General features: G+C 46.3%; 29 protein-coding genes and 1 other RNA gene. 13 read left to right on the forward strand and 17 right to left on the reverse strand.

Annotated elements, in window-relative coordinates; translation table 11 throughout:
* Positions 1–14: 14 nt before the first annotated feature.
* From OU814_RS15750 to OU814_RS15780, 7 genes are all read right to left on the reverse strand, one after another.
* Positions 15–761, reverse strand: coding sequence for an anti-sigma factor (locus OU814_RS15750; RefSeq protein WP_268184158.1), 747 nt, complete (start codon positions 759–761; stop codon positions 15–17).
* 19 nt (positions 762–780) lie between these two features.
* Positions 781–1,368, reverse strand: a complete 588-nt coding sequence (locus OU814_RS15755) for a sigma-70 family RNA polymerase sigma factor (RefSeq protein ID WP_268184159.1) — start codon at positions 1,366–1,368, stop codon at positions 781–783.
* 255 nt (positions 1,369–1,623) lie between these two features.
* Positions 1,624–2,265, reverse strand: a complete 642-nt coding sequence (locus tag OU814_RS15760) for a CHRD domain-containing protein (RefSeq protein ID WP_017287672.1) — start codon at positions 2,263–2,265, stop codon at positions 1,624–1,626.
* A 337-nt stretch (positions 2,266–2,602) separates the two neighbouring features.
* Positions 2,603–3,055: an HNH endonuclease gene (locus OU814_RS15765; protein WP_268184160.1), complete on the reverse strand. Its 453-nt coding sequence runs from the start codon at positions 3,053–3,055 to the stop codon at positions 2,603–2,605.
* Entirely contained in the window at positions 3,052–3,435 is a 384-nt protein-coding gene (locus OU814_RS15770; protein WP_268184161.1) for a hypothetical protein, read from the reverse strand. Before OU814_RS15770 ends, OU814_RS15765 begins: the two co-directional genes overlap by 4 nt.
* A complete protein-coding gene (locus OU814_RS15775; protein WP_268184162.1) occupies positions 3,435–3,998 on the reverse strand; it encodes a hypothetical protein in 564 nt (187 codons plus the stop codon). The genes OU814_RS15770 and OU814_RS15775 overlap by 1 nt, the downstream gene beginning before the upstream one ends.
* Positions 3,999–4,032: 34 nt before the next feature.
* Positions 4,033–5,208 carry an anion transporter gene (locus tag OU814_RS15780; RefSeq protein WP_268184732.1) on the reverse strand — a complete coding sequence of 392 codons (1,176 nt, stop codon included), beginning with the start codon at positions 5,206–5,208 and terminating at the stop codon, positions 4,033–4,035.
* Between the two features lie 100 nt (positions 5,209–5,308).
* Here OU814_RS15780 and OU814_RS15785 point away from each other — a divergent pair, with 100 nt between their 5' ends.
* The gene (locus OU814_RS15785) at positions 5,309–5,596 is read left to right on the forward strand and encodes a YkvA family protein (RefSeq protein WP_268184164.1); all 288 of its coding nucleotides are present in this window, start codon (positions 5,309–5,311) and stop codon (positions 5,594–5,596) included.
* Between the two features lie 133 nt (positions 5,597–5,729).
* Here the strand turns inward: OU814_RS15785 and OU814_RS15790 are convergent, their stop codons facing one another.
* The 3 genes from OU814_RS15790 to OU814_RS15800 all read right to left on the reverse strand — a co-directional run bounded on the left by OU814_RS15790 (position 5,730) and on the right by OU814_RS15800 (position 8,157).
* A complete protein-coding gene (locus tag OU814_RS15790) occupies positions 5,730–6,083 on the reverse strand; it encodes a DUF1257 domain-containing protein (RefSeq protein ID WP_017287678.1) in 354 nt (117 codons plus the stop codon).
* A 170-nt stretch (positions 6,084–6,253) separates the two neighbouring features.
* A complete protein-coding gene (ycf46, locus tag OU814_RS15795) occupies positions 6,254–7,762 on the reverse strand; it encodes a stress-responsive protein Ycf46 (protein ID WP_268184165.1) in 1,509 nt (502 codons plus the stop codon).
* Between the two features lie 65 nt (positions 7,763–7,827).
* Entirely contained in the window at positions 7,828–8,157 is a 330-nt protein-coding gene (locus OU814_RS15800) for a hypothetical protein (protein WP_017287680.1), read from the reverse strand.
* Between the two features lie 109 nt (positions 8,158–8,266).
* Between OU814_RS15800 and OU814_RS15805 the strand changes: the two genes are divergently transcribed.
* From OU814_RS15805 to OU814_RS15820, 4 genes are all read left to right on the forward strand, one after another.
* Complete coding sequence (locus OU814_RS15805) at positions 8,267–8,752, forward strand: hypothetical protein (protein WP_017287681.1); 486 nt, start codon at positions 8,267–8,269, stop codon at positions 8,750–8,752.
* A 108-nt stretch (positions 8,753–8,860) separates the two neighbouring features.
* Positions 8,861–9,631, forward strand: coding sequence for an imidazole glycerol phosphate synthase subunit HisF (hisF, locus tag OU814_RS15810; protein ID WP_017287682.1), 771 nt, complete (start codon positions 8,861–8,863; stop codon positions 9,629–9,631).
* Between the two features lie 139 nt (positions 9,632–9,770).
* Complete coding sequence (locus tag OU814_RS15815) at positions 9,771–10,091, forward strand: hypothetical protein (RefSeq protein ID WP_017287683.1); 321 nt, start codon at positions 9,771–9,773, stop codon at positions 10,089–10,091.
* 80 nt (positions 10,092–10,171) lie between these two features.
* A complete protein-coding gene (locus tag OU814_RS15820) occupies positions 10,172–11,407 on the forward strand; it encodes an AAA family ATPase (RefSeq protein WP_268184169.1) in 1,236 nt (411 codons plus the stop codon).
* Between the two features lie 55 nt (positions 11,408–11,462).
* Here the strand turns inward: OU814_RS15820 and OU814_RS15825 are convergent, their stop codons facing one another.
* The 3 genes from OU814_RS15825 to OU814_RS15835 are packed head-to-tail and all read right to left on the reverse strand — an operon-like array spanning position 11,463 to position 13,387.
* Complete coding sequence (locus OU814_RS15825) at positions 11,463–11,918, reverse strand: DUF29 domain-containing protein (RefSeq protein ID WP_268184171.1); 456 nt, start codon at positions 11,916–11,918, stop codon at positions 11,463–11,465.
* A gap of 30 nt (positions 11,919–11,948) precedes the next feature.
* Complete coding sequence (locus OU814_RS15830; protein WP_017287686.1) at positions 11,949–12,833, reverse strand: alpha/beta fold hydrolase; 885 nt, start codon at positions 12,831–12,833, stop codon at positions 11,949–11,951.
* On the reverse strand, positions 12,830–13,387 hold the full coding sequence (locus OU814_RS15835; protein ID WP_017287687.1) for a 2'-5' RNA ligase family protein: 558 nt from the start codon (positions 13,385–13,387) through the stop codon (positions 12,830–12,832). The genes OU814_RS15830 and OU814_RS15835 overlap by 4 nt, the downstream gene beginning before the upstream one ends.
* Positions 13,388–13,517: 130 nt before the next feature.
* Here OU814_RS15835 and OU814_RS15840 point away from each other — a divergent pair, with 130 nt between their 5' ends.
* The 3 genes from OU814_RS15840 (at position 13,518) to OU814_RS15850 (ending at position 14,414) form a co-directional block, all read left to right on the forward strand.
* Positions 13,518–13,784, forward strand: a complete 267-nt coding sequence (locus OU814_RS15840) for a YciI family protein (RefSeq protein ID WP_017287688.1) — start codon at positions 13,518–13,520, stop codon at positions 13,782–13,784.
* Positions 13,785–13,833: 49 nt separating this feature from the next.
* Positions 13,834–13,930, forward strand: an RNA gene (gene ffs, locus OU814_RS15845) — signal recognition particle sRNA small type.
* Positions 13,931–14,042: 112 nt separating this feature from the next.
* Positions 14,043–14,414: a phasin family protein gene (locus OU814_RS15850; RefSeq protein ID WP_017287689.1), complete on the forward strand. Its 372-nt coding sequence runs from the start codon at positions 14,043–14,045 to the stop codon at positions 14,412–14,414.
* 131 nt (positions 14,415–14,545) lie between these two features.
* Here the strand turns inward: OU814_RS15850 and corA are convergent, their stop codons facing one another.
* On the reverse strand, positions 14,546–15,706 hold the full coding sequence (gene corA, locus OU814_RS15855; RefSeq protein WP_017287690.1) for a magnesium/cobalt transporter CorA: 1,161 nt from the start codon (positions 15,704–15,706) through the stop codon (positions 14,546–14,548).
* Between the two features lie 108 nt (positions 15,707–15,814).
* On the opposite strand from corA, the gene OU814_RS15860 reads away from it, so the two are divergent.
* The 5 genes from OU814_RS15860 (at position 15,815) to OU814_RS15880 (ending at position 20,198) form a co-directional block, all read left to right on the forward strand.
* Entirely contained in the window at positions 15,815–16,618 is an 804-nt protein-coding gene (locus OU814_RS15860; RefSeq protein ID WP_017287691.1) for an MlaE family lipid ABC transporter permease subunit, read from the forward strand.
* A 213-nt stretch (positions 16,619–16,831) separates the two neighbouring features.
* Positions 16,832–17,368, forward strand: coding sequence for a P-loop NTPase family protein (locus OU814_RS15865; protein WP_017287692.1), 537 nt, complete (start codon positions 16,832–16,834; stop codon positions 17,366–17,368).
* Between the two features lie 65 nt (positions 17,369–17,433).
* Positions 17,434–18,015, forward strand: coding sequence for a dCTP deaminase (gene dcd / locus OU814_RS15870; protein ID WP_017287693.1), 582 nt, complete (start codon positions 17,434–17,436; stop codon positions 18,013–18,015).
* A gap of 186 nt (positions 18,016–18,201) precedes the next feature.
* Positions 18,202–19,512: a guanitoxin biosynthesis MATE family efflux transporter GntT gene (gntT, locus tag OU814_RS15875; RefSeq protein WP_017287694.1), complete on the forward strand. Its 1,311-nt coding sequence runs from the start codon at positions 18,202–18,204 to the stop codon at positions 19,510–19,512.
* Positions 19,513–19,823: 311 nt separating this feature from the next.
* Positions 19,824–20,198: a hypothetical protein gene (locus OU814_RS15880; RefSeq protein WP_017287695.1), complete on the forward strand. Its 375-nt coding sequence runs from the start codon at positions 19,824–19,826 to the stop codon at positions 20,196–20,198.
* Positions 20,199–20,259: 61 nt separating this feature from the next.
* Here the strand turns inward: OU814_RS15880 and cobT are convergent, their stop codons facing one another.
* From cobT to OU814_RS15895, 3 genes are read right to left on the reverse strand one after another with little or no spacing between them, the layout of a single operon-like run.
* On the reverse strand, positions 20,260–21,363 hold the full coding sequence (gene cobT / locus OU814_RS15885; RefSeq protein WP_268184177.1) for a nicotinate mononucleotide-dependent phosphoribosyltransferase CobT: 1,104 nt from the start codon (positions 21,361–21,363) through the stop codon (positions 20,260–20,262).
* Entirely contained in the window at positions 21,356–22,093 is a 738-nt protein-coding gene (locus OU814_RS15890) for a DUF2232 domain-containing protein (RefSeq protein ID WP_268184180.1), read from the reverse strand. Before OU814_RS15890 ends, cobT begins: the two co-directional genes overlap by 8 nt.
* Entirely contained in the window at positions 22,086–22,463 is a 378-nt protein-coding gene (locus OU814_RS15895; protein WP_051077856.1) for a hypothetical protein, read from the reverse strand. The genes OU814_RS15890 and OU814_RS15895 overlap by 8 nt, the downstream gene beginning before the upstream one ends.
* Positions 22,464–22,524: the final 61 nt, after the last annotated feature.

A 22,524-nucleotide genomic window follows, 5' to 3' on the forward strand; every position in this document is an offset into this window, starting at 1 on the left:
TGAAATTAGCCTCCTCACAGATTTGCGATCAGAATGGGCGCACCCGTATGTTTTTGAGGAGCATCGCTATCTTCAATTGTGACTGCAACTTTCGTCACCAGTTTTTTAGAACGGTAGGCTTTGGGAACTGAGAGCGTTTGGGAAAATTCGCTGCGATCATTGACCTGGAAAGCTTCTGTCAAGATTGCCTGTTTCTGGTCTGTAGTGAAGGGGGCATCTGGTTTCAAAACAGTCCATAAGGCATAAACTTTGCCCGGGGGTAGAGGCGGTAAGTTCTTGACGACAAGCGTTGCTTCTAGTGTGTTTGGATTGACCACCATTGTTGCAGACCCCTGGTTACCACTCGTTGCATCTAGAATATAAGTCAGTGCCGCATAGCGCTGTGTTTCAGTTTGGCTAGTTTGTAGAGCTTGCCGCAACCCGTAATTGTTAATTCCTAACGCAATAATCAGGACTGCTGCCGCAACCTCCATTCCACTTCGCCAAGAAAGAGATCGACCCGGTCTGGAGACAGTCCGTATGCTGGTTTTAGAATTAGCTATCTGGGCATTCTCTAAAATCATGGAACGTAGAGAAATTGGAGGTGCCAACTCGGGTGAAACGTGAGACACTTCTAGAGCTTTTTGCATTTGGGTAATTTCTTCTGCGATCGCTGGCTCTCGCTCCAATAAACGCTCAAATTCTGCTGCCTCCTCTGGGCTGAGGTCACCTAGGACATAACCTGCAATGAGTAGCTGTAACTCTTCTGAAGGCATCGACATCGCCATCCCCATCAACTCTTTAGTTTAAACTTGTCAGCGCTTTGCGTAATTTGAGCAGTCCTGTTCTCGCTCTCCCTTTTACCGTACCCAGTGGAATCTCCAGTTGTTTAGCAATTTCTGATTGGCTAAGCCCATCATAGTAAGCCATTTTCAAAATTTGCTGTTGATCGTCTGACAACTGAGCTAAGGCGTTACGGACTTCCTGGGATTGCTCGTGTTGAAAGGCACGCTCAAGCGGAACATTCGGGGCGCTCTCAGCCTGTCTACCCAGTTTCCAACGATTGAGCGTTTGACGCGCACTGTTGCGCGATCGCAATCGATCCCGTGCCCGCGATCGCGTCAAAATTGCCAGAAAAGTACGGAGAGATCCGCGCTTCGGGTCGTAGGTTGTCCCTTTTGCCAGTGTCAGAAAGATATCTTGGGTTAAGTCTTCAGCCTCTTGAGCATTGCTAAGGGTACTGAGTGCGATTCCGTAGACTAACCCGGCGTGGCGATCATAAATTACACCGAGCGCAACAGTCTGACCATTGCTCAATGCCAGAATTAATTCTGCATCTGTCTGGTTCGACTCGGGGGAGGCTTGGTTAGCAGACGGCTCAGACGGCATACACAAAACAATTTGTTTTTGGGGACGAGGGCATAGAGTCGGAAGTTTGCAGAAAACGAATAAAGATGAAAAACACAGGCAATCTCAAGCTCTGGCGCGGCAGAAGCTACCGAATCCGTCCAAGAGTTTGCCCGTGAGTTGGTTAAATTATCCTTGCAAGTATACTACGCTGTTCGCAGAAGGCTACGCTTGCTAGATATCGTTATTGCTACTTTAGCCCTCATTTTGGCACGGTTTTCAATCAAAGCATCTGGATTAGAGTGCTCGAAAAATGCCGCGCAATTCTCCAGCCCGATTCTGCTTGGTGTGAATATCGACGTAGAGGTTGCCTTCAGAGAGTGCCTGAAGCTGTTCAGCCGTCAGAGTATACTCTCCGGCAAATCTACCGCCCATTGCAGTATCGTTCAATGTTACAGTTAGCGCATATTGGAAGGGGCCGTTCTGGTTAGGTTCGCCCCGATGGATGTGAACCGCAGAGGTGATGTTAGGATTCGGAGGATTAACGGGGTCTGCTGCATAGTCACGTAAGCCACTAGATAGCCCCCCAAAGTCTCCCCGAACAATGAGACGATCTCCTGCCAATGCTGCGCCAGCTACACCCGTTGCAGAAGTTGAGGGTGCGTTCGGTACTACATTATTGTTCGTCAAGATGGCTGCATAGCGTTGCAAAGAACTGCTAGACATTCCTTGAGCCATGAGAACGGACTCAGCTTCTTGTAAATCTGCCATCAAATGCTGATTGATTGGATTCTGAATCTGGGTTGGTTGAGCCGATTGGAATGTGTTGAAGGATGGTGCAATTTTACTCAAAGAAGCTGCTGTTGAGAGACCAATTATCAATACACAGGCGATCGTGCCAAGCAGAAAATTGGAGAGTACTCGCTTTGTCTTATTCATCAGGACTAGCCTTAGTTAGTAGATTTCTGGCAATAGTACGAAGCAGGCGATGATTTGGATGTATGGGGATTCTAATTTTTTAGTTTTTAGAGAAGAGCATTCGTCGGCTTGCAAACAGAATCGGTTGGGAAAACAGCGTGGCTAAGCGTTCGATGGTGATTCTGTGCTCTCTTTAAAACAGTTCGACTAAGAGTTCTGGCATTACGAATTGCCTATTGCGCAGTTGAGTGTATCAACAGGTCTGATAAAATGTCGCCCTCGTTTGAGTTGTGCGGAGTTGGCATATGCGGCATGACGATTATTTGGACTGAAAGATACTGAATTGTGTGATCTTCCGTTAGCTCTGTTTTAGAGATCGTAGTAATTCCCTTGGTCTTGCATCTCGAATCACAGGATATCGATCGAGGTAATTGACATAAATATAATGCTCGTACTCATACCAATTCATTTCAGCTTTTTCGCGATTACACTGCTGGCAAATCACCCAGAAGTTTCGGAAATCCATTGAGAGCCAAGGATATTGTGCGCGGGGCAATTTGTGATCGATCGTTCTGCCACTTTTGAACGAATATTTCTGATCACAAATCGGACAGTCTCGATCGGAATGTTCTTTGACCCAGGTTTGGCTCTCTAACGTCGTTCCACATTCACTATCCCCATTGACATATCGCCAATAGTCATATTTTCGATAGTCCTCAAAATCCTGAGCCGTCAGCTTGTTATATCGTTTGTTTCCAACTACAGCGGCAAGTTTGAAGAGTTCTTCTAAGCTTTTATCGTCAAGATTCATCGTCTGGGCTTGGGTTTAGAGAAGTCAATGATTTCAGGTTCCGTATCAGGAAATTGTCGATCGACTAATTCTCCGATTTCGGCAACTTCTTTGGCGAGCTTTTGATTAAATTCTTCAATCTCTTCTTGGGTTTGGTATTTCTTGCCAATCCGATCGACTTCGAGAAAGAGTTCTTCGAGTGAGAGATCTTCAGAAGCGCGATCGCTGTCGAGTAACTCTTGGATACGTTGATGCAGTGCAATCACATTATCCCACCCGACATTCTTAAGTCTGCTTGCTTTTAAGAGATTTTGGCTTTCTTGACTAAGCTGCGATCGAGCCTGTGAGTTTGCTTTTTGCAGCTCACGATAGTTCATTCCTTGAAAAGTTCGTTTCGTCATTATCCGAGCGTCCAACGAAACAACCGAATAATCGCTTTCCGAAGCTGACTATCTTCGTACTGCAACAGTTCTTTAGTATCTCTTGCTAATCGCAGCTTGATCGCATCGACAAACGTTTTTAATGCTTTGTTATCTTTTTTCAATTGCTCATTTGCTCCAACCAGTTCAACATTCTGTGCAGAGAGCGTCTCAACTTTTGTCGATAGCTGTTGAACTTCATTAGAAAGCTGTGCGTACTCTTGTTCTAATTGTTGTTTACGATCGAGTAATTTCAATTTATCAGCTTCGATCGAGGAGATGGATGCCTCTAATTCTTGATACTCAACTTGCAATGATTTGAGTTCAGCTTCTGCCTTGCTTTTGAGCCTGCCATAGTAAGCATTATTGCTTCCTAAGCTAGAATTCTTGACTGCAAAGGATTCGACTAATTTTGCAGTACTCGGCTCAAGACTTAACACATCTAACAAGCGTTCACACTCCTCTTTGCTCAACGCTTGGCTAATATTTTTATTGATTCCGTATTTTGCTTTCAAAACACTTTGAAGCTGATCCTTTGATGCCATACTCGACCTCGTAAGCTTCACTTATTATACGAATTCAACGAATCCAGAAATAAGTCATACATAAAGTTATCAGTGTCAATGGCAACCCAAATTTCAAATGCTCCAAAAACGATAATCGATATCCTAATCTCCCCGCTGCTTCAATCATGATCAAATTCGCAACCGAGCCAAAAATCGTCAAATTGCCCGCTAATGTCGAACCTGCTGCAAGCCGTAACCAAGATTGAGTATCGTTCTGTGCAATCAAAGGATGCAATAACAGCACGGCTGGAACATTAGAAACAAGATTCGACAAAATTGCAGTCACGCTGAGAAATTTAGCTGGATGATCAATCGCTTGAGTCAGTGGTGCAAATACATTCAAATCTTGGGTTGCTTTAGTCAGAATAAACAATCCCGAAAATAGAACTAGCAGATTCCAATCAACAGGTTGCAGTAAGCGATCGGGCTTTAATCTCCGAGTAACCAACAAAATACTAGCAGCGACCAAAGCCGATTCTGCCAAAGGCAATCCCACCACAAATGCAAGCAACATTCCCACCGTCACAATTACAGTCTTGATCAGCAAAGGTCGATAGACGCGAGGTTGCGGCAGCGAAAATTCTTGTGGAGCCGTCGATCGAACTTCGGGATACATCCAATACAGCAATACAAGTTGAACGCATAAGCCAAAAATTGCGATCGGAGTCAGTGCCTTAGCAAAGTCCAAATAGCTGATTTTAGAAAACGATCCAATCAAAATATTTTGTGGATTCCCACTAATTGTCGCAACAGAGCCAATATTCGTTGCTCCTGCCATTGCGAGTAAATAAGGAATCGGATTGATCCGCAAGGTTCGCGCCAAATCCAAAATCAGTGGCGTGAAAATCAGCGCCATTGCATCATTCAGAAAGAAAGCTGATAATACAGCGACTCCAAACGTAAGGACGGTTAGTAACCCAAATGGACTATGGGTAATGTTGAGAAGCTGAGCGATCGCGAGTTGAAAAAATCCCGCTTGGGATAACCCTGCATTCACAATCATCGTGCTGAGTAAAAATACGATCGTATTCACGTCGATCGCCTGCCAAGCTTCTTGCAGATTCAATACGCCTAAAGCAATGAGAAAGCCTGAACTCGCAAGGGCAATCGTAGCGCGATTCATGCGCAGTCCCGGAAAAAAACCGATCGCTAAACCGAGATATGCGATCGCAATCACGAAATACTTCACCAATAGACGGTTTCTCCCCCTTCTTTAGACAGTTTTCCCCCCAAGACAGCTTCTCTAGGATTTGACATGATAAGAGCATCAAGTGAGAGCACACCAAATTATGAAGCTTCCATTTTACGATTGGTATCGCAATCTCGTTCGCAACTCGAAATACCGCTGGTTGATTGTTGCAGGAACCCTAATTTATTTGTTTAGCCCGATCGACTTACTCCCTGACATGATTCCTCTGATCGGTCAGATTGATGATACCGTCGTTCTCGGCTTATTGGTTGCTGAAGTCTCTTCAATGCTGATGGATCGTCTCAAAGCCCAAAAGGGTAAAACAACTGCTACGGTCGATGGCACACCTGCTGAAGCAGTGGATGTTGAAGCAAAAACGATTAGCTAAAGAAAATGAGCGAATGGGGAGTAAGGAAAAGATTTCTTACCCCCCCATTCCCCTAATTCCCCACTCCCCCAAGCACACAAAAAAACGGGCTAACTCAAAAGCTAACCCGCCAGCTTGGGAACGCGCAGAGAAACTAATTTTGAACGACCAACTTCACGTTAGCGTTGTTCAAGCCAGGGCGCTTGACTTCAGCCAAGGTCTTGTTAACCGCATACTTCTGGTTGATCGAATTGATCAATTCGGTTTGATTGTGCTTCTTCGCTACACCCCAAAGGTCAGCGATCAAATCGAAGGAACCATCAGCGTTCCGCGACCAGCCCAAATCATACTCGCCATCGAGAACTGCAACGATGTCAGAACGAACCCGCTGACCGTTGTAGCCGCGAACATCAGCTTCGGTCTTAACCGAGATGCCCAAATCGCGCAGAGAAGACTTGAGGATTTCTGCGTCGGTGATCTTGGTGCGAAGAGTGCTAAAGTGAGACATTTTAGGGTTTCCTCCGTGGAAAGTTGAAAACAACGACAACGTTTAGGTTTAGATGTTTTGAGGCTTACATGCTCAAAAAATGGTTTGTGCATTCAAGCTTTCAAAACGGTGTTCAAACTGCTGGTACTAGCCCAGCCCTTCATCCTGTTGGGAAGACAGGAGAAAGCCTTTTAGAACTCCAGTCGCTGATATTCAGCAACTGATGCTGCCGCAGGTCGCGCTCGCTGCCTAGCCCAATCCCGAAGGGCTGTTACCTGCTCAGTCATAGTCTTGGACAACGGCATTGTCGCTCTTGATGCTGCAATGATGTCCAACTGAGTAAACTCTCGATCTTGAGCAAAAGCTTCATACATCGCTGCAACTAACGCTTGCTCAATTTCAGCTCCAGAAAAGCCATCACAGACACTTGCTAACTGCTCGAGATCGAAGCGTTCAATTTCTCGACGGCGTTTTGCAAGGTGGATTCTGAAAATTTCTTTCCGCTCTTCTGCATTCGGGAGATCGACGAAGAAGATCTCGTCGAATCGTCCTTTCCTTAAAAACTCGCCAGGTAAACGTTCAACTCGGTTCGCAGTTGCCATCACAAACACTGGAGAAGTCTTTTCTTGCATCCAGGTCAGGAATGACCCGAAGATCCGGCTTGAAGTTCCACCGTCTGAATCGGCTGATCCGGATGTTCCAGCAAACGCTTTGTCCATTTCATCAATAAACAAGATTGCCGGAGAAATCGATTCAGCAGTCTTCAAAGCATTTCGCAGGTTTGCTTCTGATCGACCCACCATCGAGCCATCATAGACACGACCCATATCTAATCTCAGCAAAGGCAATCCCCACAGTCGGGAAGTTGTCTTGGCAATGAGAGATTTTCCACACCCCGGAACCCCGAGAATTAACATCCCTTTCGGCTGGGGTAATCCATACTCTCTTGCTCGCTCAGTGAAGGCGTTCGATCGCTGTTTTAGCCAGTGCTTCAATTCGTCTAAGCCACCAACTGCCTCAAGCGTCTCATCTTCTTCCATGAACTCTAGGATGCCGTTCCGACGAATCAGCTGCTTCTTCTCAGAAAGAACAATATCAACTTCTTCTTCGGTCAAACGCCCGTTCGTAACCTGAGCCTTACGGTAAACTTTTTCTGCCTCATCTCGCGTCAACCCTAATGCTGCTTTTAACAACTTCTCGCGGGTTTCAGTCGTAATGCGGCGATTTCGGATCTGATCTAATTGAGTAGTGAGAACCTGATTCAACTCAGTCATCGTTGGAAGTGGGAAGTCCAGAACGATAACCTCTTTCTCTAGCTCAATCGGAACCGTTTGAACCGGAGACATTAAGACGATCGCTTTTTGCGTGCCTTTGAAAGATGCGATCGCATCGCGCAGCCATCGATTCACAGCGGGCGAATCAATAAACGGATGCAAGTCTTTGAAAACAAAGAGTCCAGGCTCTCGCTGGCGCATCACCCACTCGATCGCGGCTTCGGGAGAAACCGTATTGTGCTGGGTCACACTGCGGGGCTGACCATACTCGACAATCCCGTGAGTCACCGTCCACAAATACAATCGCTTGGGGGGCTTGGTTTGGGCAAGCAGGGCAAGTGCTTGCTCTGCCCGTTCCTCTTCTGAGGTTACAAGATAAATTAGAGGATATTGAGCCTGTAATAGGATGTTTAACTCTTCTTGCATAACCGCGACCCACTAGAGTGTAAAGCGAACCTGTTCAGGCTGCGAACGCTACTGAGGATAAATCCTTAGCAGGGAACGACCACCTTTTCCTCACTGGAAGATCCGATCGAAACGGTCGATAGCTCATCTTCGAGAATGATGTCTGAGTTTTGCCCTAAAGCGGTCAGTTCACCATTCTTTAAAACAACCGGAGTGGTACAACTGGGACAGTCATAAATCCGGTGAGTTTGTCCATGAGCTTCCTCTTGCTCAACTACCTCCGGGTATGTGAGGTAAAAGCTGAGTGCCCTCTCTGCGAGGACGGACATTGCCTCTGAACTCATTGCAGCTTGGATTTTTAGCTTGCGGTGAAGTTCGGGCGGAAGATACAACGTAACTTTCTGCTTGTCTTGCATAGAACTTTCAGTCGTTTTACCCGGGTATGTGATTACGATATCTGCCTAATCTCAGGCTGTCAAGACAGTATGCCCGCATGACAGCATTATTGTTACAATCGTTTACATTATGAAGCAAGGTTTGAGTTGGATTTTGATAAGTTTGATAGGTTTGACAGGGTGCAATGACTTGCCGTGGAGCGGTTCGCAGTCTCAGCAGGAGCGGCTTCCCGATCGCTGGCAGACCTATCGCAATGAACGCTATGGCTTTGAGTTTTTGCATCCGGAGGGATGGATTGATTCCATACCGCCGGAAGCCCAGGATGGAATTGCCTTTAGTGATCCGAGAAATCCGGGCGTAGAGATTCGGGGTTGGGCGGAGTTAAAGCGATCGACCGATAAAAAATCTCAGAATCCGAAGTCGAACTTTACGACTGATCAGGGAGTTCCTGCGCGTTTAGATATCGCGGTTGAGAATCAGTCGAGTGTGATGACGTTGACGATTCATCAGAAGGATGTGGAATATCACTGGCGGGCGACGGCTCCGACTGTGCAGTTTGGCAACTACTATCGATTCTTCGACTTTATTGCGAAGCGATATCGTGTCTCGCAGTGATAGGATTCTGTTTTACAAATTTCTGTGCAGGTAGATGGATCTCCACTGAGATGTAGAGAAACGACGATCGACACTTTTGTACAGAATCAATTCAAGAGGAAATCGGGAATGCTGGCGAAGCGAATTTTGCCTTGCTTGGACGTGAAAGCAGGGCGTGTAGTCAAAGGAGTCAATTTTGTTGATCTGAGAGATGCAGGCGATCCGGTGGAACTTGCACAGGCTTATAACGAAGCGGGTGCGGATGAATTGGTGTTTCTTGATATCACCGCGACTCATGAAGATCGCGACATTATTTATGATGTGGTGTATCGCACAGCAGAACAAGTTTTTATTCCACTGACGGTTGGCGGTGGAATTCAGAATCTCGACACGATTAAGAAATTATTGAGAGCCGGAGCCGATAAAGTCAGTATTAATTCGGCAGCCGTTCGAGATCCGGATTTGATTAATCGAGCCAGCGATCGCTTTGGAGTCCAATGCATTGTCGTTGCCATTGATGCGCGTCGTCGCCAAGATCCTGAAAATCCAGGTTGGGATGTTTACGTTCGAGGTGGACGGGAAAATACCGGAATTGATGCGGTTTCTTGGGCAAAGGAAATGGCGCAGCGAGGTGCAGGAGAATTACTGATCACCAGCATGGATGCGGATGGAACGCAAGCCGGATACGATTTGGATTTGACTTCAACGATCGCGTCTCAAGTTGAAATTCCTGTAATTGCCTCAGGAGGTGCAGGAAATTGTGAACATATTTATCAAGCTGTAACAGAAGGTAAAGCTGAGGCGGCTTTATTAGCGTCTTTGTTACATTACGGTCAGTTAAGCGTTCAACAAATAAAGACATACTTAAGCGATCGTGCAATCACCGTTCGAGCGACATAGAATGACGAGACTCAGAGCGGACGAGCATTTTCAAAATCGACTGATAAGAATCTGCTACCACCAAGATTAGAAAAATGCGATTCAAATCGTGTTTCTACAGGGATGCTCTTTTCTGAGCATCTGTTACAATGTGTAAACTATGGTGATAACAATCTTATTTATTGTCATTGCTCTTGTAGCTTGGGCATTGCACCTAATGCAAGAAGCGATCGAGCAGAAAGAGTTTTCCCTGATGCTGGCTGGCACATTGGTCGCAGTGGCAGCATCAGCACTGGTTGGTGTCTATTTTGTCATGGGCAATTACATGGGATATGTGAGTCATCTCTCTCCCCGTGAGACTGCCTTGAATCAAGAAGCCTACGAGTCGGTTGCCCGCTATTTAGAAGAACAAGATCAGATGTATATGAGTGCTTCGGCATCTCGCTCAATTTCTCAGGCTGTGCGAAACATTTCGCCATAAATTCGATTACGATAAACAAGTGTTATGAAATTTTGACAAATGGGGTAAGTCGTCTTACGCCATTTTTTAGTGGGATTTTTATGAGTTATTACATCGCTCCCCGTTTCCTCGATAAGCTTGCGGTTCATATTACAAAGAACTATCTGGCGCTGCCGAATGTGAAAGCACCTCTAATTTTGGGCATTCACGGGCGCAAAGGTGAAGGAAAATCGTTCCAGTGCGATCTGGTGTTTGAGCGCATGGGACTTGAGGCAGTTTATATGTCAGCCGGGGAATTAGAAAGTCCTGATGCGGGCGATCCAGGACGGTTGATTCGACTGAGATACCGAGAAGCAGGCGAATTGGTGAAAGTTCGCGGCAAAATGGCGGTTCTGCTAATTAATGATTTTGATGCGGGTGCGGGACGGGTTGATCAGTTCACGCAGTACACCGTCAATACGCAACTGGTGCATGGGACATTGATGAACATTGCGGATAATCCGACTAATGTTCAGCTTCCAGGCAGTTATGATGCCGAGCCGACGCAACGGATTCCGATTATTTTGACCGGAAATGATTTCTCGACGTTGTATGCGCCGCTGACCCGTGACGGACGGATGGATAAGTTTTTCTGGGAACCCGATCGTGACGATCGCGTTGGAATTGTCAGCGGAATTTTTGAAATCGATCAAGTTGCACAGCGCGATATTGAACAACTTGTCGATCACTTTCCAGATCAATCGATCGATTTCTTTGGTGCATTGCGATCGCGGCTTTATGATGAGCAAATTCGCAGATTGATCGATGATGTCGGACTCGATCGTATTTCTCAGCGAGTGGTCAATAGTACAGAAAAACCGCCAGAGTTCCGCCGACCAGATTTCAGTCTGCCTCACTTACTAGAAGTGGGCGCGGCAATGGTGCGCGAACAGAAACGATTACAAGAATTGCGTTTGGTTGAGGAATACAATCAAACGATTAAGAATCGAGGATTGGGCGAAATTAAAATGACTCCCGACCCTGAACCTGAACCCGCTCGTAGCTATAGCGGCAAGCCTTCGAGTACGCGGCTTACTTCTGAAATTGTTGGAGAGGTGAATCGTATTTTGGGACAAGGACAGCGACTCGGCATTGAAGTCGTAGACGATCGCCGATTCAAAATGAATTCCTGGAGCTGTTATGGCATGTTTGAAGGAGATGGAGCAGCAGCAATTGCAGCGTTAGAGACTTGCTTGAATGAGCATCAGAAAGATTACATTCGATTAGTTGGAATTCGCGATCGTCAAAGAGTGACGGAAACGATCGTGCATCGTCCTGCTTACAATCATGCAGGCTAGGAATCTCAATGCTAAAGGAGGTTCATGCTCTGGCTAAGCAGCCATTCAATCATTCTCAATCTGGCAGATACTCAGAATTCAGTACTTGCTCAGGAAAATAAGGGCAATTCACGGGAAAAGTTTCTAACGGCAAACCCGTTTCGTCTGCTGCCTGCTCACGAGCATTCGCATAGCATTCCGCAAAAACCTCTTGAAAATAGGGAGTTAAGCTTGGTGAATCTTTCAAGTCATCGTTGACTCGCCGACGATGTTCTCGAATACTGCCCCGCCAACTTCCACTTCGCAACTCTGGTTGATGTTGCCATTTCAGTAGGTGAAGCAGAATCACCACGAGATTGCTTTTGAGACTTTTCCGCTCCCGTCTTGACATATCTTCGATTTCTTCGATCAGGTTTTGCCAATCCACACAACTGTAGTTTTGAGATCGCAATTGCTCCACTGTCGTCTCAATCCATTGAACAAAATCGGTTTCATAAAGAGTTTTTTGACTGGCTTTCAGTTCAGTTGACATCGCTATGCCTCATGATTTTTTGGTTTATTGTCACTCAGATCGTTCGGAGTGCGATCGCACAAACCCCGCAATACTATCCACAAATTCCTGAGTCGATTCATAGGGCAATACATTTCGACCGGGAATGATGACACCTTCAGAATTCGGAAAATGTTCGAGGTAATCGGTTAAGCGATCTTCCACTTTCTCCCCTTTCCCTTCGCGGCTAATACTCGAAGCTTTATCTCCAAAAACTGCCAAAACAGGTTGCTGAATCTTTGTCATTCTGTCTGTGTAATCCTGCCGCCAAAAGCTCGATAAAAACGCAAACACCGCATGACGACTTTCTAAATCGTCTGATCCTTGTTTCAACGTCGATAGCCATTCAGAATCAACTTGAGTTTCATCCGCAAACAGTTGGCGAATCGAAAATCGTCTTAGGAATTCAGTGCGACGAGCATAGCGATAAAAGGCATTTCCAAACGGAGAATCGAACAGATTCCAGGCGATTCGATGGGAGGTTTCTGAAGTGTCTCGACTTAACAGCGACATTGCAGGAGAACCGCTCAGCACGATCGCTTTAACAAGATCCGGTTCGATATTGGCAAGCTCGATCGCGACTGGAGATAGCGCTCCTTGAGCAACCACGATCGCAGGCGTTTTGATCACGGTTTGCAAAAAGAATTGCAGTTGACGTGCCCAATCGATCGGCGCATAAGCAATTCGCGGCATATCAGAGTCGCCACAGCCGAGTAAATCAGGGTTGTAAATCGGATTCGGTCGCCAGGAATTGATGAATCGTTGCCAGAACTGACGCGAAAGACCAACCCCGATTGGATGAATTAACAGCAGCGGAACACCCTGACCTTCGTGAAAGTCATAGGCGCATCGATACTGATTCCATTGATAAAACTGGGTTTTGTTAAGTTGCTTCATCTCTCCACTTTAAAGGGAAATTCAGCATGAATTTGCCAGCGTTGCCCATCGTGTTTAAGTAGTGTCAGATGAGTCGCGTCAAATTCAAAATGTAACGGTTGCGCTTTAAATTCTTTCCAGGCAAGTTTAAAATTCTCTGGGGTTAGATCGCGAAATGCGACCGTCATATGGGGTGCATAGGGACGGGAGTTCTCTCTGGGATCACTAAGTTCGATTGAGGTTTCTAGGTGCTCAATCAACTTTTGATGGAGATTTAAGAGCGCATCAGAGCGATCGACATGAATAAAAATCACACGCGGTGGAAAAGCCCCGAAGCCATCTAGTGTAATAGAAATAGCAGGGTGTTTCGTCGTAAAAGTAGCAAGAGATTCAGTCAGTATATCTAAGCGCTGATGTCTCCATTTAAATGGGGGAAATAGCGTGATATGCGGAGGTGAGTTGAAAGCATGACGACTGTCATAGTACTGATCAAAATGGCATTTAACTTCGGTAGCATAGTTTTGAATTGCTTGTGGGGGTAGCAACGCAATGAAAAATAAGTGCTCTGCGTTCATAAGCTGCTCTACTTAGGAAAAAACTGACTCACGCCCCTTAAAGTCACGTAAAAACTTTACTCCACTGCTGTCGCGATCTTAAGCTACAGCATAGGTTCCCTTTGACAAAAATGATAGAGGAAAGCGGTCAATGCCTTGGTTCGTCAAAATTGAAGAAGGAATTGTCGATAAAGCGACATTTGATCGGTACGTGCCAGCCCATAAAGCATTTGTAAAAGATTTGATTGCGAAGGGCTATGAGGCAAAGACCGGGTATTGGGGTTGTTTTGGCGGTGGAATGTTGATGTTTAAGGCAAAATCGATGGATGAAGCCGAAAAAATCATTCTTGAAGATCCGCTGATTCGCAATCACTGTGTCCATTACAAGCTGTATGAATGGAAGGTGGTCGTGGAATAACTTCAGAATTTGTCATCGGTCTGTCACAGAGAGTGCTATGCTAGTAAATGACTCGGATCTATGCGATCGTAACGCCCAAACTTTGTCAGGACCGGAAGGTAGCAGCAATACGGGATGCTTATGGTAGGCGTAGTCTCCGGGTCACCTTCGTTTTAAAGGGTCGGTTCTCTTCACCTCGACTCGTCGGATTTTTCACTCTGGGCAATCGGTAGAATTCTGCGTATCTTGGAGGTAACGAGTACCAGGAGCGCGATTGTTATGGGTTTGGGAGATATTGTACAAAAAGCGATGTATTTAGGGATTGGAGTTGCTTCCTACGCGGGTGAGAAAGCTGGCGAGAAGTTGACCGAACTGCGATCGCAGGTGCAAAAGTTGGCGGATGAGATGGTGGCACGCGGCGAGATGAGTTCAGAAGAGGCGCGCCGTTTTGTCGATGAGATGGTGCAGCGAGCGCAACAACCTAGTGTGTCTGCTCCAACTTCAGAGAGTGAAAAGCCGACTGAGCCGCGCAAAATCGAGATTTTAGATGATGATGAGCCTGCACCCACGCAGACGACAACAACAGTCGATGAGATGCGTCAACAGGTTGCAGATTTACAGGAAGAATTGCGGCGATTGAAGAAGAATTAGAGTAGGGTTCCTAGTCATCAGCAATTTTGGATTGGGGAGGGGGAGAGAATGCAAACTTAGATGGCTCCCCCTCTCCCTATCAATCGTGGTGAATTAGTAGAGATTTCTGAACACTCTACTTTTTGAAAGCCTTATTTTTTGACAGTGGTGGCAAAATCTTCAAACCAGCCTTTGCGTTTGAAATAGAAGACTAGCGCGATCGCGATCGACAACATGACTGCCCAGCAGACCGGATATCCCCAATACCAATTCAATTCGGGCATATTTAACGGCGACTTCTCCGGATTGAAATTCATTCCATAAACGCCAGCTACAAACGTCAAGGGAATGAAAATGGTTGAAATTACAGTGAGCACTTTCATGATTTCATTCATTCGATTGCTGACTGAGGAAAGATACACATCCATCAAACTTGCAGCCAGTTCGCGATAGGTTTCAACCATGTCTAGTACCTGAACCGTGTGATCGTAGCAATCCCGCAGATAGATCTTCGCCTCTTCACTGACAAGATCATTGCTGCTATCGCGGATCAGAGAATTGATGGCATCCCGGAGCGGCCAGATCGATCGACGTAGCGTTAAAAGTTCTCGCTTGACGTGATGAATTTTTTCTAATGTCTGCCGACTTGGACTCTCAACGACTTCTTCTTCGAGTTCTTCAATTTCCTCTCCATAGACTTCGAGAATCGGGAAAAAGCCATCTACGATCGCGTCTAGTAAGGCATAGGCAAGATAATCTGCATTGCGTTTGCGAATCGAACCTTTTCCAGAACGAATGCGATCGCGCACGATACCAAAGCAGTCATGTTTCGATTCTTCCTGAACCGATAAAACGTAATGTTTGCCCAGAATCAAACTCACCTGTTCTGAATAAAATCCTTTGCCTGACTCTTTCAAAACGACCATTCGCGTAATAATGACCACCTGGTCATCGTATTCCTCCATTTTTGGACGCTGCGGCACATTCACCACGTCTTCCAACAACAGCGGATGCAGACTAAAGACTCGTCCCAGTCGCAGCAAGATATCTTCACTTCCTAAGCCACGCACATCGACCCAAGAAACCGATTCTGTATCAAGGTAAGGTTGGCATTTTTCAGGTTGATCAATGGGCAAACGCACAGCATTTTCCTCGTTGTAATCGATCAGATCAATCACTGGAGGTTCTGCGTCTTTGGGAATTGTTAGCGTTCCAGGAACCGTTCCGGGAGCATCGTAGTGATATTCGATCGATTGATCGTCATCGTCCGGATCGACGACCAGACTCGTCAGTTGAATTCGCTTTCCTACCATGCTCAATCCCCTTACAATCAACAGAAGTCTTTCTACTGTAATCGAATCAAACTCAGCTATAACTAATACCTGATATGCTTCGATCGACTTTGAACAAGGGAGTGCCCTTTGACTGAATCGCCCGACAACTCTTCTTCTGCATTAGGACGATGGAGCCGACGCTTGATTGCCGCCATTTTACTGGGGGGACAAGTGATCGTCCATTTGTTGTCCCGTAAACTGAATCGTCGAAATACAGTGGAGCAGATGGCAGCCGTAGGCCCAGAATCGCTGTTGATTGCATTGTTGACGGCGATGTTTGTCGGCGCTGTATTTACGATTCAAGTCGCTCGCGAGTTTATTAATTTGGGTGCTGGAACGGCAGTTGGCGGAGTTTTGGCAATTTCGCTGTCCCGCGAGTTAGCTCCGGTTCTGACTGCGGTGATTTTAGCGGGACGGGTGGGGTCGGCATTTGCAGCAGAAATCGGGACAATGCGAGTGACAGAGCAGATTGATGCTTTGTATATGTTGAGAACTGATCCGATCGATTATCTGGTCATCCCCCGTGTGATTGCGTGCTGTTTGATGTTGCCGATTTTGACCTTGCTCTCTCTCGTAACAGGGATGACAGGGGGAATGTTTATTGCGGAATGGCTGTATGGCATCTCGCATAATGTTTTTCTGAATTCGGCAAAAAATTTCTTAAGTGTGTGGGATTTATGCAGTTCGCCGATTAAGGGATTTGTGTTTGGAGCGTTGATTGCGGTCATTGGGTCGAGTTGGGGACTAACGACAACCGGAGGCGCGAAAGGAGTGGGACAATCCACAACAACTGCCGTTGTCACGTCGCTGCTAGCTATTTTTGTCGTGAATTTCTTCTTGTCTTGGTTAATGTTTCAAGGCCCAGGACAGGCGCTTGGGCGAGGATTGTAGTTGTTTTCTGCAAAATTCATACGATTGATTGACAGTTTTTCTACTCAGAACGTCTGTACTTCTTGCAGATTTTTCTGTATCTTTATGGGCATCAGGGAAAATCTAGTCAGAAAGATCTTGACGCTTGACTATATGTAGTGTTTTATAGTGAAGCGGCTTGGAAAGAGACGCTATATCTAAATTCATTCGCCCTAATTTAGAGAGATAACCCCTATGGTTTCGCAAGTTGAGACACCGACGTTTGATGCACCACGATCGCGCAATCTGAGCGTGGAAGGATTGGTGCAGGTGTTTACCTCGTTTCATCGCAGTTTTTTTACTGGGGTGATGGCGCAGGCGATGCGGATCGCGGGGCAGGGCACACCTGTTTTGGTCGTGCAGTTTCTCAAAGGGGGCATCGGGCAGGGATACGATCGACCGATGCAGTTGAGCCAGAATCTCGATTGGATTCGGTGCAATGTGGTGCGGTGCATTGACACCCCTCAGATTGATCCACAAGAAGCGCGATCGCTGTTAGAGCTTTGGCAGCATACCCGCCGAGTCGTTGAGCAAAATCGTTACGACTTAGTGGTTTTAGACGAGCTAAGTTTAGCGATTCATTTTGGGTTTATTCCTGAGGTTGAAGTGCTTGACTTTTTGCAAAATCGCCCGCGTCATGTGGATGTGATTTTGACGGGACCTGATATGCCTGAAGCGATTTTAGATGTAGCCGATCAAATCACAGAACTGCGCCGCACTCACCAACCGTAGGATGATTTTGGCACCTGAATCCAAAATCCCGAATTCAAACTCCCCAATCTAAAACAAACAGCGTCATGATCAAGAACGACACCTGGATTTCGCAGATGGCACAAGAGGGCATGATTACACCTTTTGAGCCTCAGCTTGTACGCCGTGCTGAAGGGCTGCCTGTGATTTCGTACGGGTTGAGCAGCTACGGATATGATTTGCGCTTGTCGGCTTCTGAGTTTCGGATCTTTAAGCACATTCCAGGAACGGTGGTTGATCCGAAGAATTTTAGCGATGCAAATCTCGAACCTGCCCCCTTGCATCACGATGAGAATGGAAGCTTCTTTATTTTGCCGGCTCATTCTTATGGGTTGGGTGTGGCGCTGGAGCGGTTGGAAGTGCCGGATAATGTGACGGTGATTTGTATTGGCAAATCGACTTATGCGCGGATTGGATTGATTGCGAATTTGACTCCGGCAGAAGCAGGCTGGAGAGGGCATTTGACGCTTGAGTTCTCGAATTCGTCGAGTGCAGATTGTCGGATTTATGCCAATGAAGGCATTGTGCAATTGCTGTTCTTAGAAGGGTTGCCCTGTGCGGTGAGTTATGACGATCGACGCGGTAAATATCAAGATCAAGTTGAACGGGTGACCTTAGCACGAGTCTAAATTCTGGTTTGCGGATTTGCCAATTGAAGCTGTGGCGTTGTACAAGCGGGATATCCTGCTTGAGGTAGCGCCGCAGCTTTTTTAGGTTCATGGCTCTTGGTGCTTATGATGGATAGACCGCTGCATGAATGCCTTAGCAAATTTCATTCAGAGAGGATTTTCGATTCATCTCGTCATTGCTGAATGATGTCTTCTTATCCGTCGAATCTATTACACCGTTTCTTACAACTCGCGATCGTCAATATCATCTCGAATCTGCTCGTTCCGATCGCGGGCCTGCTCGATGTGGCATTTCTTGGACATTTGACTGAAATTCGTCACTTGGCAGGAGTCGCGATCGCGACTGTAATTTTTAACTATTTGTACTGGACGTTCGGATTTCTCCGCATGGGAACGACCGGGATGACCGCACAGGCGATCGGGCGCAATGATCCAGAAGCGGTCAGAATGATTGCGCTGCGTAATGGCGGAATTGCGATCGCAATTGGCATCTTGATTCTGATCTTTCAAACTCCTCTGCAAACGCTCGGGTTTGCCCTTCTCAGCGCGACTCCAGAAGTCAAAGCATCGGGGCAGGCTTTCTACAATGCACTGATTTGGGGTGCGCCTGCGACCTTAGTGAACTTTGTCTTGATCGGGTGGTTTTTAGGGCGATCGCAAAGTGGGAAAGTTCTGCTCTTGTCTGCGGTGAGCAACATTGCAAATGTCACTTTAGACTATCTATTTGTCGTCAAATGGGGCTGGGCAAGCACTGGAGCAGGCGCATCAACCGCTTTGGCTCAGTATTTGATGCTATGCGTCGGTTTGTTCATGAGTCGAGACATCTTTGGACAAGTTGCGATCGCGCAATTATTCGATCGGACTGAACTCAAAGCCATCTTTACCCTAAATCGCGATTTGCTGATTCGGACATTGGCACTGATTTCAACGTTTGCCATCTTCACGAATGTCAGCTCAACCTTGGGAACCACGGTTTTAACTGTTAATACGTTGCTGCTTCAGGTTGTCACGTTTTCGGCTTATTTCATTGATGGATTTGCTTTTGCGACAGAAACACTTGCCGGAACGTATTATCAATCGCGATCGCACTTAATCCGCTTGCTGAAAATCGCCGGCATTCATTGTGTCAGCGTTGGCATTTTGTTCGCGATCGTCTTTATTACATTTCCAACCGCTTTATTTCAGTTACTCACCAATCATCAATCCATTCTGGGCGAAATTCAGCACTTTACAGGCTGGCTCTTACCTGTCTTAGGATTTGGAGCAATTGCTTATTTATTAGATGGATATTTCTTAGGATTAACTGCCGGACGAAGTTTAAGAATCTCCTCACTTTGGGCGACATTCGTTGGATTTTTGCCAATTGCAGTATTCGCTACAGTTCTACGATCGAGCCATTTACTCTGGCTTGGATTGACGACTTTTATGTTAGTTAGAGCTGTGACCTTAGCGATACAAGTTCCATTGACCTTCCAATTGAAAGCTGCCAAGAATTGAAAGGATTTCTGTCGAGAATAGCCCAAATTTTAACTTCAAATTCGCGAAAGAAATTTCACCGTTTTTCATGTGGTTAGGATTTCACGAAAGCCTCATGAAGTCTAGGATTTCGGGGTTTATTTTTGCTTTAGATTTTAGCTTTGCTTTAGATTTACTTTACACTTAGAGACTTGGATTAAAGTACCTGCTCATGTGAATATTTCGCTACATTTTGAATCGCCACGAAACGTTAAATGATTCAGGAATAACCAAGTTCAATTGAAATTCATGACTACTATAGGTCGTAGAAAAGTAGGGGTAACAGGTTAACAATGGATACTATCCAAATTCAAATTAACGCTCTCAATAGCAAGGTTGATTCCCTGCATCAGATCATCGAAAATTTAGGGTCAAACGTCACACAAGCGCTGACTGAAATTCGATCTGACAACAATCAGGGCATCAGTCGATCGAGCTTTGGAACCTCGAATAGTCGGTTTAGCTATTCCTATGCGCGTTCTGGCAATGCTTCGCTCGAACACAAGGATGTTTTATCGGATGATCACACGGTTGAATCTACTTCTCAAACTGGCGAAAAATCTCTCTCGCCAGAGATCCAAATTCAACGCCTGACGGCTCAGTTGACGGCTGCTTACAATCGCATTGCAGCGTTAGAAGAGCAACTTTTGGCACAGCGCATTCACTAGCCCAAAGAAGTGAGTTGATGAATGTATCGATGTGTTCATAACTCAATCGAATAGATTGGCTCTATTCAATCTGTTGGTTTCTCTGTTCAATAAGGTGTTCGATCGCGGCTAATAATTCAGCCTGTCCCCAGCTCTGGAAGACCGTTGCTGCGATCGCGCATCCACCCGCTCCTACACCTTCTTTGACAAAGCCTTGTTCATACATTTGCAGGGCTTTCCATCGCGACTCTGCAAAGCTTAATCGAGTCGCAATTAGAGAAACATTTTGCAAAGTTTTCGCCAGCCCAACGGTATCCCCGGTTGGATCTTCTGCAACCCAGCGCGTTGTGCCGATGAGAATTTGCTCTGGATTCCACGCGATCGCTTTGGTCTGCACAATTGCTTCTGCTAACGCATAAACGGCTAACATCTGTGTGCCCCCTGCCAGCAATACGCCACAGATTCGGCTGGCTGCGATCGTCATACCTGCTACGACAATTTGCATCGGATCACCAACTGCAGCAACGACTGCAAACGGATCACCAACCTGATTACAGTGTGATTGTCTCAGTCCTTGCTGCACGAGTTCCCATTTCTGCGTGTGATTGCAAACTGGGTGACTGCTGTTGATTTTTCCGATCGCATCGATTCCTAAGCCCGTCAGCACAGCGAGAGCCGTCGTTGTGCCACCGACGACACATTCTCCTAAAACTAGATAGTCTGCACTTTGTGCTAGCTTTTCGCCCCATTTCAAGCCTTGGTTGAATAAGTGATGCACTATTTGCAGATCGATCGCGTTTCCAGTACTCACACATCGAGCAGGAGCACCGCCTAAATCTACGGCTAGAATTGCAGGCGATCGCGGTAATCCCGCATTCAAAACAGTCACCGGAATCTTCAAAGCCTCAATCACTGCGCGAGAAATAAAAACGGGAGAAATTCCCACATGTAAAGGTGGCAGCGGAAATTCAGGATTCGGTTGAATGCCATTCACCAGAAATTCGGCATCTGCGATCGCAGTAAATTGACGATCGTGCGGCGTTGCACCCGCAGCAGAAATTCCCGGAATTAACCCCGTGTCCGTAAATCCTAAAATGCAAGCAAAATGAGGCTTTTTCCCCTGATTCCGAGCGATCCAAGCCTTTGCTCGATCGACTTCTGTATAAATCGCGAGCGCATCAATCATTGTCAAATAGCACTTGAACCCAGTTCGGCGGACGAGGAATAGGAGAGTCTAAGCGATCCAATAACAGCCATGCGACGAGATGAACCACAGAGAGATAGATCGTATTCACCAGCAGAATAGATACAAATACAAACGCCTGCACCAAGACTAAAGAAGGCTGAATCATCAAGCCTACTAGCGTAAAAATCCAATCGAGAAAGTTCGTAATCTGAGCCGTACTGTAAAGCCACAGATCATCACCGAGCAGCAGCGAAACTAACCAAATTCGGAAAAACGATCCCAATACGCCGAGCAGCGTGCCGAGCGGAATCGAGACATACCAAGTCACCCGGCGATACCACAGCGCACCCAGTAAAACGCCCAAAAATCCATAGGGCATTACATATTGAATACTTCTGACCGGAGCCAATAAAACTGAGAGTAATAAAGCTGCGATCGCGCATCCCATCCAAGCTGCCCGACTTCCCCAACGTAGATAAATTAACGCGATCGGAATGGGGAAAAAGATCTGCAAAATCGGACCCATTGGGAAATAGGTATTTACTAGCCAGACCAAACTGGCAGCACTCGCCATAAATGCAGTTTCGACCATAATGATCGGACTATCCGGATCGACTTGACGACGAACCGGACGGCGATCCTCAATATCGTGAGGGGTTGGATCGCTGTCCGGTATCCATTCTTCATCGAGTTCAGTCGGATCAATTCGATCGTTTGGCAAATCAGTCATTGAATTTGATACTGGCGGGCTGATCTACTTTAGTGCAAATTCTCACCAGCGATCGCAGGAAGCTTTCAACCTGTTTTCGTTGGAAAACCGCAACCAAATTCGTGATCAGACAGAGACTGCCAAGACTCAACAAAATATAAGTCGGCATCATCACGACACCCACTAAAAACCAGGTGAGCACATGCAACACCATGACCCCTGAAAATAGCGATGCAAAACCAGCAGCAATTAAAACTTGGCGAGTGGGGCGACCTAGACCTGTCAGCGTCAAGGTCAAACCAGTGAGCAACAAATTGGTGGGAACCAGCACCGCGCAAATCCCGACACAATTTGCTCTAGAGAGTTCAAATAGTAAGTTTAAATCCAGCATTTTCTTAAAGGGTTGCAAGCCTCTCAATAGTCGCATCGGACTTCAAAGAATGCCGCATTTT

This window comes from Leptolyngbya sp. GGD (assembly GCF_026735145.1).
Taxonomy (GTDB): domain Bacteria; phylum Cyanobacteriota; class Cyanobacteriia; order Leptolyngbyales; family Leptolyngbyaceae; genus Leptolyngbya; species Leptolyngbya boryana.